The organism is uncultured Polaribacter sp., assembly GCF_947500975.1.
In the GTDB taxonomy this organism is placed as follows: Bacteria; Bacteroidota; Bacteroidia; order Flavobacteriales; family Flavobacteriaceae; genus Polaribacter.
On record NZ_CANMUE010000007.1, the window covers coordinates 132,195 to 144,446 of the forward strand.

The following is a 12,252-nucleotide window of genomic DNA, read 5'->3' on the forward strand; positions in this document are numbered from 1 at the left end:
AATGTTTAAACCTGACTTAAACCACCGTCAACTTCAATTTCAATTCCGTTGATAAAAGATGCATCATCTGAAGCTAAAAATAAAGCTGTTTTTGCAATTTCTTCTGGTTTACCAAATCTTCCCAAAGGTATTAAACTGGCAAAACTAGTACCCATTTCTTTTACAGCTTTTTCAGGTAATCCCATTTTTTCATAAATAGGAGTTTCAATTGGCCCTGGCGCAATTGTATTTACTCTAATTCTTCTAGACTTTAATTCAGATGTTAATACTCTTGCATATGATCTTATAGCACCTTTACTTGCAGAGTAAACCCCTAAGTTTTCAAAACCTTTTTGACTTACAATTGAGCTTGTAAATAAGATTGTACCTCCATCATTTAAATGTGGGATAGCTTCTTTTACAGCTAACATTGGCCCTTTTACGTTAATATCAAAAACTTGATTATAATGTTCGGCAGAAATATTTGCTGTTGGTGTTGGAAATGCAACACCTGCGTTTAAATATAGAATATCAATTTTGCCATATGTATTAACAGCTTTTTTAATTAATGTTTTATTATCATTATAAACCGAAACATCTGCAACAACTGTTATAAAATCGCCTTCTAATTCTTTAGCTACTTCATCAAGTGCTTCTTTTCTTCTGCCAGATAATACTACTTTTGCACCTTCTTTTAAGAATAGTTTAGCTGTAGATAAACCAATTCCGCTATTTGCACCTGTAATTACTGCTACTTTGTTTTTTAATTTACTCATTTTAAATTTGTTTGTTTGAAACGTTCGTTTCAAATTAGATTAAAAAATTATTTTAATATTGATAATGTTGTATTAACATTATTTTCTAGTTCATTTTTGTCATTCATAATAATACCACTTATTCTTAAACCTTGAAATGAGGTTAATAAATAGAAACCATATTCTCTTGCAGATTTTTTTGTATTGATTTGTTTTTTTAATTGACCTTTTTCAATAATACCAGAAAAAAGTGCAATCATATATTCTTGATTATTTAAAAGAATCTTATTTATAGAAGCTTCTTGATTGGCCATTTCAGAAATACAACTATTAAATAAACATCCTTTTTTTAAAAATTCTTTATTAGAAGTAATTACTAAACTAAAAATAGATTTTAAACTAGAAATAGCACAATTAGAAGCCTCTATATTTTCATTAATTTTATTTCTAGAGCTTTCTTGATAAGATTTTAAACACAATTTATATAATTCTAATTTACTACCAAACGAATTGTATATACTAGATCTATTTAAACCAGTTGCATTAACTAAATCTTGCATAGATGTTAGGTTATAACCTTTTAAATGAAAAACATTTAGAGATTTATTTATAACTATTTCTTTATCAAAGGTTTCTACTTTTGGCATTTTATTTGGAATGATCGTTTCAAATTTATAACAACTTTATATTTAATTAAATTTAAAAATGTTAAATTTTAAAAGATCAAGAATTTAAATTTTTATCAATTTCACGTTTTAAAAACAAAAGAGTAATTATTGTAGATAAAACATCTGCAATAGGAAAAGACCACCAAACTCCATTTACTCCATAAAATTTAGGAAGTATATACGCTAAAGGTATTAAGAAGACCCCTTGCTTTAATAATGTTAATAATAAGGCAGGCATTGCTTTTCCTGCAGCCTGAAAATATGCGGAACCAATTAACTGCATTGTAATAATTGGAGTTGCTAAAAATACAATTAGCATTGCATTTGGTGTTGTTTTTAGTAAAGTATTATCATTTGTAAAAATCCAAATTACTTCTTCTTTAAAAATGATTATAGCTAAGAAAACGATGGTTCCTAACACTGAACCAAACAAAATAGATTTTTTAATAGTTTCAATAACCCTTTGATTCTTTTTTGCACCAATATTAAAACCTGCAACAGGTAAAAAGCCTTGAGAAACTCCCATAACTGGGGATAAAGAAAACATCATAACTCTATTTATTATTCCAAAAACTGAAATTGAAATTTCTCCTCCATAAGTATATAATGAATAATTTAAAACAATCATTAAAACACTAATAGCCCCTTGTCTAACTACAGAAACAATACCTAATTCAACAATTTCTTTAACAATAGAAAAGTCTAGTTTAAAGTTTTTTGGAATAATTTTTAATTCACTTTTAGAAGATAAAAAAAAGTATAAAATAAATAATCCAATACTTGCAAACGAAATTGAAGTTGCCAAACCAGCACCAGTCATTCCCCAATCAAAAACCTTAATAAATATGATATCTAATACAACATTTAGTATAGCAGGAATAATCATTGCATACATAGCAAATTTAGGTTTTCCTTCAGCTCTAATTACTGGGTTTCCCATCATTGCAAAAGCTAAAAAAGGTACTCCATAAATAATTACCGCAAAATAATCTGAAGCAATTGGTAAAATAGCGCCTTTTGCGCCAAATAAATCTAAAATTTGTACACTAAAGAAGTTGCTTAATAAAACAAAAAAGATTGCTAAAATTAAAGTTAAAGAAATTTGGTTTCCGAATGTTAAAAAAGCTTTTTTAGAATCGTTTGCCCCTAAAGCTCTTGATATTATTGAGCTTCCTCCAATACCAATTCCCATACCTAAAGAAGCAATTAAAAAAGCAATAGGTAAAACTACAGTAATAGCTGCAATTGCTAAAACGCCTATCCATTGTCCAACAAAAATGGTGTCAATAATCATGTTTATTGACATTACCAAAATTCCTATTGTTGCCGGAACAGCTTGTTTAATCAATAATTTACTAATTTTATCTGTACCTAAATTGCTTGCTAGTTGTGCCATAGTTGAGTACAAATATCCAAATAATATAATTATGAAAAGTAAAAGAGACATGAATAATTATTGTGAGATTATTAAATTAATTAAGTTTGTGAAAAATGTTGAGTATGAGCAAATGTTTTAAAATGTCAATCACTATAAAATCTTCTGATATTGATGATTTACAACATGTAAATAATGCTGTTTTTGTAAAATGGATGGATGATGTTGCAAGTACTCATTGGAAGTTTTTAACAAAAAATAATCCATTACCAGAGTATATATGGGTGGTTAATAAACATGAAATAGAATATAAAAAAGAAGCAATATTTGGCGATAAAATTATTGCTAAAACATGGGTGGGAGATACAATAGGAGTAACCTCTGAACGTTTTATAGAGTTTTATATAAAAGATGTTTTGATTGTCAAAGCCAAAACAATTTGGGTTATGTTAAATGCAAAAACTTATAAACCAACCAGAATAAGAGAAAACGTTTTAAAAGTATTAGAACCTTTTAAATAAAAGTATCTTTGCATAAATTTTAGATATAATGTCAACATTTTCTGCTTTAGGAATTCAAAAAGAATTTATACAATCAATTAAAGAGATAGGAATTACCAAACCTACAGAAATTCAAGAAAAGACAATACCAATTTTATTGAAATCAGAAACTGATTTTATTGGTTTAGCGCAAACAGGTACAGGAAAAACTGCAGCTTTTGGTTTGCCAGTTTTACATCAAGTAGATACAAAAAATAATCACATTCAAGCTTTAATTTTATCGCCAACAAGAGAATTGGTACAACAAATTAAAAAGCAACTTTTTAAATTTACTAAATATTCTAATGATAAAATATTTTTAGAAGCTGTTTTTGGAGGTGAAAAAATTGATAAACAGATTAATAACCTAAAAAGAACAACACATATTGTTATAGCAACTCCAGGTAGATTGATCGATTTAATTGAACGTGGAAGCATAGATATTAGCCATGTAAAAACGATTATTTTAGATGAAGCTGATGAAATGCTAAGTATGGGTTTTAAACAAGATTTAAATAGAATTTTAAAGTTTACAACCAAACTAAATAGAAAAACTTGGTTATTTTCTGCAACAATGCCAGAAGAAATAAAAAGAATTGTAAAAACATATATGGATGCAAATGCTCCAAAAGTAGAAATAAACCCTACATCTTTGGTAAATTCAAATATTAGACATCAATATGTTAAAACGACGATTAAAGAAAAAGTTAATAATATTATTACTTTTATTGAAAAAAGAGACGATCAAAGAGGCATAATTTTTTGCAGAACGAAAGCTGGCGCACAAAATTTAGCTTTTCAATTAAGTGAAGAGGGGTTTTCTGCAGCAGCTTTAGAAGGAGATATGCAACAAAAAGAACGTGATAAAGTTATGCGTGCTTTTAAAAATGAAAGTTTACAATATTTGGTTTCTACCGATGTTTCTGCCCGTGGTATTGATGTTAGAGCGTTGGAGTTTGTAATTCATCATCAATTACCAGAACAATTAGAGTATTATACGCATAGAAGCGGGAGAACTGCTAGAGCTGGTAATACAGGAATTTCACTTGCTTTAATTTTACCTTATGAACTTGAAAGAATTCATGAAATTCAAAAAGAATTAAATATTAAATTTACGGAAGTAACTGTGTAAAATGAATCTTATTTATATAATAGATATACTAGGAACATTTGCTTTTGCAATAAGTGGTGCTTTAGTAGCTTCTGATAAAAAATTCGATTTGTTTGGTGTTATTATAATTGCATTTGTTACAGCAGTTGGTGGCGGAATGCTAAGGGATGTTTTAATTAATGCTCATCCAATAAATTGGATTGGAGATTTAAATTATTTATACACCATTTTTACAGCCGTTCTTTTTACATTTTTATTTAAAAGTAAAATTGCTCATTTAAGTAAGACAATGTTTTTGTTTGATACTATTGGTATAAGTGTTTTTACATTATTAGGTTTAAAAAAAGGGTTAACATTTAATTTACATCCAATTGTAGCATTAATAATGGGTATGATTTCTGCTGTTTTTGGTGGAGTTTTAAGAGATGTTTTAACTAATAAAATTCCATTAATTTTTGAAAAAGAAATATATGCATCTGCTTGTTTAGCTGGAGGAATTGCATATTTAATTCTTAATAGTTTAAATATGTCAGAAAATATAATTTTTGTACTTTCAGCATTAGTAATTGTATTTATTAGAATAATTGCTGTAAAATTTAAATTACAATTGCCAAAAATAAAAGACGATTTATTTACTAAAAATTAAGTATATGAAAAAGCCATTAGAATTTGTAAATTTTGAAGAGTTCAGATTACAGTTAGGTAAAGAATTCCCTACAGGTAGTTGGTATACAATTAATCAACAGATGATTAACGATTTTGCGAATGCTACTTTAGATAAACAATGGATTCATGTAGATGAAAAGAGAGCAGAGAAAGAGAGTCCATTTAAAAGTACAGTAGCTCATGGTTTTATGTCTGTTGCTATGATTTCTAGGTTATTAGAAGAAGCTTTTTCTATAAAAAGTGTAAAAATGGGATTAAATTACGGAATGAATAAAGTTCGATTCCCTAATCCAGTTCCTGTAAATAGTGAGTTAAGAATGCACTCATCAGTTAAAGAAATTGAAAATTTAGGAGAAACTGGTATTAAAGTTACTTTTTCATGTGTTATAGAAATTAAAGGGCAAGAAAAACCTGCCTGTGTTGCTGAGTTTATAGCTGCATTATTTGAATAAAAAAAGGTGTTGAAATACTTTTTTTAAGATATTTTTTTGATTTTCTAAAATTATATAAAGTTTTAACTAATGATTATTATATTATAAAATAAATTTGTATAATCACTAAATGTAAAGTATACTTGTCATTATGTAAAGTAAATTTATCTAATTGTAAAATATATAAATATGTCAAAACAATCATTATGTGAAAGAGAAAGAAGTCATTTAGAAAAAATGAACAAATTTCAATTGGAAAATAAATATAAAAAAATAGGGTCTTTCATTGCAATAGGAGTTTTTACGGTTATGATTGGTAGAAAATATATTGATAATTCCGAATGGTTAAAGCCTATTTTACATGGAGTATTATTGGTTGGTTTATTGTTAATCTCTTTATCTAAAGAAAAATTAGAAGATGAATTTATTGATAGTTTACGTTCTCAATCATATAGACTAGCATTTATTATGGTAATCATTTACTCATTAGTTCAACCTTTAATAAACTTTGTTGTTGGTTATCTACTAGATAAAAATGAAAAGATTGAAGGTTTTAGTTATTTTCAAGTTTTATTTTTTATGTTAATTGTTCAGCTTATGTTTTTCTGGCAATTAAAAAGAATGAATAAATAATATGAAAAATACGATTAAAGTTCAACGTGCAATTTTAGATATAACACAAGAAGATTTAGCGAAATCAATAGGTGTTTCTAGACAGACTATTAATTCTATTGAAAAGAATAGGTATGTGCCATCCACTGTTTTAGCTTTAAAATTATCAACAATTTTTAAAACTCCAGTAAACGATTTTTTTACTTTAGAAGAGGATGATTAAAATTTTACTTTTGTTAATCATCTTTATTACTAATTTAATATTTACAGCAATTAATTTATTAAGTTAATTACTGCAGTTTTAAATAAGTTAGCTTTAGATTCAAAGAAATTATTTTCTAATTTAATTGCTTTTAATTTTGTTTCAATATATTTAGACTCTCTATAATTAACTAAAAATAAAGAGCTTTCTCCAAGAAAAAATTTTCGTTCTTCAGCTTTTAATAGCACATCATAATCTCTAACAATATTAGTAATATAATCATTTTGAATAGTAAATGATTCTAATTCTTGTTGAATTGCATTTACTTTGTTTTTGATGTTTACTTTAGCTATTTCATTTTCAAATTTAGTTTGATTTAGTTTTACTTTTGCTAATTTAAAATCACCTCTTTCTTTTCTTAAAAATAATGGTAGTTTAAAAGAAATACCAGCTTTATAATTATCAATATTTAAAGAGCTAGATTGCTTTGGAGTTTGGGTTAAAAAAATATATTGAACATCTAATTTAGGAAGTAAATTATTCATTTTTAAGTTTTTAATTATATTTAAGCTTTTGATTTTATATTCTAATGATTTAATTTTTGGATGATTATTAATGTCAAAATTAGCATTATTAAACAACGCAATATTAAAGGTTGCATCTATATTTTTTAATGTATTTGTATCTGGTATAATATGGTTTTGTAATTCTATTGGAGTGTTATCATTCAGCCATAAAAAGGTTGAGATTTCTAATGAAGATTTTACCAATTTAATTCTAGCTTTTTCTAGATTTAACTTTCTGTTGTTTAAAGTAATTGCAGCTTCTAAAGTGTCTATTGCAGGCTTTTCACCTTCATAAAAGGCTTTTTTTGTACCTTTAAAACGCGTAATAGCATTTTCTAAAAAATCTTCATAAACTTTTTTTTCGTTAAATGTTTTTAACCAATTAAAGTATGAAATTGATGCATTATATAGTATTTCATTTACAAATATTTGTTGATCTTCTTTTGCTTGGTTTATATAATATTTAGCCTGTTTTAATGCTGCTATTCTTTTATTAATCAATAACCCTTTTAGTAGCGATGCAGAAACACCAGCAGCATATAAACCATCAGATGGTACATTTGCTTCAGTGTTTAAAAACAAACCGTCATTTTTTTCAAAATTAGCTTTAAACTCAAGGCCATAATAAGTTGGAATTTTAAAAGCACCATTTAATTTGTTGTAATATTCTTTGTCTTTAAACTGTTTTTTATCAAAATCAATTTCAATTTTTGGGTCAAATGCACCTCTTGCTTTTAATAATTTAGCTTCGCTTTTATTGATGACTAAGTTTGCTTGCTTAACTATTGGATGATAAGATTTTACGTATCCTAAATATTCAGAAAGTGTCATAACAGATTCCACTTTTTTTTGTGAAAAACTAACAAAATATATCAATAAAAATGTAATAAATAAACAATTTTTCATATAACTATTTTTTAGGCTTAGCATCTGATTTTGTTTTATTTGTTGGCTGATAATAGTTAGGAGGGAAGCTGTTTAATTGTCTCCATAATTCAAACCAAATTGGTACATCTTCTAATAGTGCAATTGTTTTTGCGCCAGAACCAACTCTAATTGCTTCTGGCCACATATGATCATTTTTATCAGGAGCTAGTAAAACTCTATATTTTCCGTTTTTACTAATAAACCTTTCTATAGCTACAACTTTTGCCCCATAAGTACCATAAGAAACATTGGGCCAACCACTAAATACAATTGCTGGCCAACCATCAAATTGTATACGTACTTTTTCTCCTATATGTAATAGGGGTAAATCTCTAGGTTTTATATACGTTTCTACTGCCAAATCATAATTTGCTGGCATTATACCAACTAAATCTTCACCTTCTTTAAATGTACCACCAATTCCCCCTTTTATTGCTTTATTAATGTAGCCATTTTGTGGTGCAGTTATAAATAATAAACTGTTTCTAACTCTATAATTACTATTACTATTTTCTAATTTTGATACTTGTGCTTTTGCATCAAAACCGCTAGACTCTGCAGTAAATTTATCACTCTCTGATTTTGAAATTTTGTCATCGTAAGTAGCATTAATTCTAGAAATTTCCATTCTAGAATTTAAAATTTCATTTTTTGCAGCTAACAATTTATTTTCTTGTGATAATAATTTTGCTTGTGTTTCTTGTAATTTTAAACGCTTTTCTTCTACATCTTTTAGGGCTTTTAAACCTTCATTTTGTAGTGTTTTTGTTCTTTTATATTGTCTTTCAGCAATAGAGATGTTAGTTTTAGCTGCTTCAAAACCAATACTATCACTTTGTGCTTTTAGTTTAGATTGTAATAATTTGTTTTTAGCTTGTTCTAATTTTAATTTTCTTTCTTTTTTTAATGCCAAAACTTGTCTGTTTAAAGCATCTACCTTAGATTGATAAGCATTTACTGATGATGTTTTTGCACTAATCTGTTCATTAGTTCTTTCAATTAATTTATCATCAAAATAGTCGCTTTTTATTTCAGATATTCTAAGAATTGTATCTCCCTTTTTCACATAATCTCCTTCTTTTACAAACCATTCTTCAATTCTTCCAGGTATTTGAGATTGTATATTTTGTGGCCTGTTATCTGGAGTTAAAGTTGTTACTAAACCATTACCAGAAATATTTTGTGTCCATGGTAAAAAAAGTGCAATTATACCTAACAAAGCAAATACAATTAAAAATTTATTAAAAGCTTTGTAATATTTTTTATTAAAAATGTGCTTTCCAGATTTAAAATCTTTTAAATCTATTTTTTTATACAACTGATTGTTAGAAATGTTTAACATAGCTTAGTTTTTTATAGATTTAATTTCTCCTTTATCTAATGTTATTATTGAGTTGCATTGGTTTTTCCAGCTTTTCTTACTGCTTACAACTATTAATGCCCATGGTCTTTTTTCATCAGTTAAATAACTAATAATTTTTACAGTTTCCTCTAAATTAAATTGATCTAAAGGGTCTTCTAAAATCATAATTTTTGGTTGTTTGATGATAGCTCTTGCCAAAATTATTTTTTTAGCAATTGTAAATGAAATTTGTTTGCCTTCTGGGTTAATAATTGTTGATAATCCTTTTGGTTGTTCTTTTAAAAATTGGGTTAAGCCTACAATATTTAAAACATCAAAAATTACATCATCTTTAATCGCCGTACTTCCAAAAACTAAATTTTCTTTTATGCTTCCCTCAAAAGGTGTTTCTTCCGACATAGATAATCCTAATTGAGAACGATAATGATTTAGTTGTAAGCTTTTTAGAGATAAGTTATTTACAAATATATGACCAGATGTTGGCTCTATTACGCCAGATAATAAACGTAATAAACTAGATTTACCAGAGCCGCTTTCTCCATGAATTAAAATTCTACTGTTTGGATTTATGTTTAATGATAAATCTTTTAAAATATGCATTTCTCTATTTTCTACGGTATAAGAAACACTGTCAAACTCTATATTTAAACCATCTTTAAAAATTGGTCTTTCTCCTTCTTGAGATTCTAATTCTTTATCAACAACTTGCCCTAATTTTTCTATAGAAGTTAATACATCATAAAAAGATTCTAAACCAATAATTAGTTTTTCTACAGAAGCTATAACCAAAAGAATTATAATTTCTGCAGCTACAAATTGTCCAATATTCATTTCTTGATTTAACACTAGAGCCCCACCAATTAATAACAAGCTAGCTGTAACAATTACCTTAAAACCAATCATTTGCATAAATTGAAGAATTAAAATTTTAAAATGATTTTCTCTAGCTTCTAAATATTTACTAACCAAATTATCGTTTTTGGTAATAGCTAAATTGGTATTCCCAGAAAGTTTAAAACTAACTACAGTTCTTGCTATTTCTTGAATCCAGTGGGCAACTTTGTATTTTAATTTAGATTCTTCTAAACTTGTTTGTAAACCTTTTTGTGCAGTAAATTTAAATACGATGTAAATTAAAAACAACAACAAAACTCCAAAAATGATGAAAAACGGATGATAAAAAGAAAGTAATATTAAAGCAAAAATAATTTGTAAAACTGCTGTGGGTATATCAATCAAAATTTTTGACAACCCTTTTTGAATCGTTAATGTATCAAAAAAACGATTTGCCAATTCAGGTGGATAATAGTTTCTTAATTCATTCATTTTTATTTTTGGAAATCTGTAGCTCAATTCAAAAGAGGCTCTTGTAAAAATTCTTTGTTGTATAGTTTCAATAATTCTTAGTTGCATTAATTGTAATGCACCAGAAAATATAACACCAAACGTTACTACAATAACTAAGATAACCCATGAAGTAGAAATTTGTGCACCCTGAATTAAGTTAATAATAGCTTGAATTCCTAAAGGAAGTGAAAGTGCTACAAAACCACCAAAAATTGCATAATAAAATATTTGAAAGATATCTTTTTTCTCTAGTTTTAATAACCCAACAAAACGTTGCCAAGGAGATAGTTGATTTTTTTCCATATTATTTAAGATTAGAGTTCACTAAATGAATAAAAAAGTTTGTTGGTGTTTTTCCTTTTTTACAACTTGTAATTGTTGGAAAATGTTCATTTAAAAAATGTTGATGTAAAGCGCCTTCAATTATAGTACTTGCTAAACTTAAACTATACTCATAATTTGGTTTTACTTCAGTAATCATTACTTCTAATCTTGATACTAATCTCTTATAAACCTCAAAATATCCTTCTTTGTTTTCTGCGTCAACTTCTTTAGTGAAAAATGATTTTGAACTTTCGTTTACAATAATCTTATATAAAACAGTTTCATTAATATGTGAAAAATTATTATCTTCTTTTACAGTTCTAGTAACCACTTTTATTGCTTTTTCTAATTTTTCTTGTTTATTAGAAATACTAAAAGTTTCTATTACTAATTGATACTCTAACCAAGCCCAATACCAAGAAGATAAGTAGAGTAGTAGTTTGTGTTTACTTTCAAAATACCTATAAATAGAACTTTCATTTGAGCCAATTTTGGAACCTAATTTTTTAAAAGTGAAACTTTCAAAACCAATTTCATCAATTAAAATAATACTATGTTCTATAATTCTCTTCCCTAAATCAGAGGTTTCTGGGTCTTTAATAAATATTTTTTCCGGTACAGATATTTTTAATACTGATAATAAATTTTTCATTTCATGATAATTTGATTGCAAATATAATAGTATTACTATCATAATTCGAAAGTAATACTGATAATTTAATATTTATTTAACATCAACTTTAAAAAGTAGATTGTATTAAAATTAGAAATACTATCTTTGTTACTTTAAGACAGAATACACTTCGTATATTATACAAGATAGCAATAGCTTGATTTTCAATTTCCGTAAAGTATTTTATCTTTATAGAAATAATAATTAAACCTTATAAATATTAATGGCAAAATCGCAACAAACCTTTAGTAAAAGTGAAAAAGAGAAAAAACGTTTAAAGAAACGTTTGGACAAGCAAAAGAAAATGGAAGCTAGAAAAGCAGAAAAAGAAGAAAATGGATCAACAGGAATTCAGTTTGCGTATGTAGATCATAATGGAAATTTAACTGATACTCCACCAGATCCAGATTTAAAAATTGAATATGAATTAGAAGATATTCAAATTTCTGTAACAAAAAAAGAAGATTTGCCTGAAGAAGACCCTGTTAGAAAAGGGAAAGTTTCATTTTTTGACTCTTCTAAAGGTTTTGGTTTTATTATTGATTTAGATAATAATGAAAAATATTTTACGCACGTAAGTGGTTTAATAGATGAAATATCAGAAAACGATAAAGTTTCTTTTGAATTAGAAAAAGGAATGCGTGGTATGAATGCTGTAAAAGTGAAAAAAATATAGTATACTATTATTTTCAAGCATAAAAAAAATTCTTCTAC

Annotated in this window: 14 protein-coding genes; 7 read left to right on the forward strand and 7 right to left on the reverse strand. The window is 26.7% G+C overall.

Features of this window, described 5'->3' with window-relative positions; all coding sequences use genetic code 11:
* Window positions 1-5 precede the first annotated feature (5 nt).
* The 3 genes from Q0733_RS09365 to Q0733_RS09375 all read right to left on the reverse strand — a co-directional run bounded on the left by Q0733_RS09365 (window position 6) and on the right by Q0733_RS09375 (window position 2,798).
* On the reverse strand, window positions 6-755 hold the full coding sequence (locus Q0733_RS09365) for an SDR family NAD(P)-dependent oxidoreductase (RefSeq protein WP_298781734.1): 750 nt from the start codon (window positions 753-755) through the stop codon (window positions 6-8).
* 47 nt (window positions 756-802) lie between these two features.
* On the reverse strand, window positions 803-1,381 hold the full coding sequence (locus tag Q0733_RS09370; RefSeq protein ID WP_298781737.1) for a TetR/AcrR family transcriptional regulator: 579 nt from the start codon (window positions 1,379-1,381) through the stop codon (window positions 803-805).
* A 76-nt stretch (window positions 1,382-1,457) separates the two neighbouring features.
* Complete coding sequence (locus Q0733_RS09375; RefSeq protein ID WP_298781738.1) at window positions 1,458-2,798, reverse strand: MATE family efflux transporter; 1,341 nt, start codon at window positions 2,796-2,798, stop codon at window positions 1,458-1,460.
* Window positions 2,799-2,920: 122 nt separating this feature from the next.
* Here Q0733_RS09375 and Q0733_RS09380 point away from each other — a divergent pair, with 122 nt between their 5' ends.
* From Q0733_RS09380 to Q0733_RS09405, 6 genes are all read left to right on the forward strand, one after another.
* Complete coding sequence (locus Q0733_RS09380) at window positions 2,921-3,298, forward strand: thioesterase family protein (RefSeq protein WP_298781740.1); 378 nt, start codon at window positions 2,921-2,923, stop codon at window positions 3,296-3,298.
* A 28-nt stretch (window positions 3,299-3,326) separates the two neighbouring features.
* The gene (locus Q0733_RS09385) at window positions 3,327-4,448 is read left to right on the forward strand and encodes a DEAD/DEAH box helicase (RefSeq protein WP_298781742.1); all 1,122 of its coding nucleotides are present in this window, start codon (window positions 3,327-3,329) and stop codon (window positions 4,446-4,448) included.
* 1 nt (window position 4,449) lies between these two features.
* Window positions 4,450-5,073, forward strand: a complete 624-nt coding sequence (locus tag Q0733_RS09390) for a trimeric intracellular cation channel family protein (RefSeq protein WP_298781744.1) — start codon at window positions 4,450-4,452, stop codon at window positions 5,071-5,073.
* Window positions 5,074-5,077: 4 nt separating this feature from the next.
* A complete protein-coding gene (locus tag Q0733_RS09395; RefSeq protein ID WP_298781746.1) occupies window positions 5,078-5,545 on the forward strand; it encodes a MaoC family dehydratase in 468 nt (155 codons plus the stop codon).
* Between the two features lie 168 nt (window positions 5,546-5,713).
* Entirely contained in the window at window positions 5,714-6,157 is a 444-nt protein-coding gene (locus Q0733_RS09400) for a hypothetical protein (RefSeq protein WP_298781749.1), read from the forward strand.
* A 1-nt stretch (window position 6,158) separates the two neighbouring features.
* Window positions 6,159-6,359 carry a helix-turn-helix transcriptional regulator gene (locus tag Q0733_RS09405; protein WP_298781751.1) on the forward strand — a complete coding sequence of 67 codons (201 nt, stop codon included), beginning with the start codon at window positions 6,159-6,161 and terminating at the stop codon, window positions 6,357-6,359.
* 50 nt (window positions 6,360-6,409) lie between these two features.
* Here Q0733_RS09405 and Q0733_RS09410 read toward each other — a convergent pair whose 3' ends face one another.
* The 4 genes from Q0733_RS09410 to Q0733_RS09425 are packed head-to-tail and all read right to left on the reverse strand — an operon-like array spanning window position 6,410 to window position 11,517.
* On the reverse strand, window positions 6,410-7,810 hold the full coding sequence (locus Q0733_RS09410; RefSeq protein WP_298781753.1) for a TolC family protein: 1,401 nt from the start codon (window positions 7,808-7,810) through the stop codon (window positions 6,410-6,412).
* A 4-nt stretch (window positions 7,811-7,814) separates the two neighbouring features.
* Window positions 7,815-9,173: an HlyD family secretion protein gene (locus Q0733_RS09415; RefSeq protein WP_298781756.1), complete on the reverse strand. Its 1,359-nt coding sequence runs from the start codon at window positions 9,171-9,173 to the stop codon at window positions 7,815-7,817.
* Window positions 9,174-9,176: 3 nt separating this feature from the next.
* On the reverse strand, window positions 9,177-10,844 hold the full coding sequence (locus tag Q0733_RS09420; protein ID WP_298781759.1) for a peptidase domain-containing ABC transporter: 1,668 nt from the start codon (window positions 10,842-10,844) through the stop codon (window positions 9,177-9,179).
* A 1-nt stretch (window position 10,845) separates the two neighbouring features.
* Complete coding sequence (locus Q0733_RS09425) at window positions 10,846-11,517, reverse strand: TetR/AcrR family transcriptional regulator (protein WP_298781762.1); 672 nt, start codon at window positions 11,515-11,517, stop codon at window positions 10,846-10,848.
* Window positions 11,518-11,761: 244 nt separating this feature from the next.
* Between Q0733_RS09425 and Q0733_RS09430 the strand changes: the two genes are divergently transcribed.
* The gene (locus tag Q0733_RS09430) at window positions 11,762-12,214 is read left to right on the forward strand and encodes a cold-shock protein (protein ID WP_298781763.1); all 453 of its coding nucleotides are present in this window, start codon (window positions 11,762-11,764) and stop codon (window positions 12,212-12,214) included.
* Window positions 12,215-12,252 lie beyond the last annotated feature (38 nt).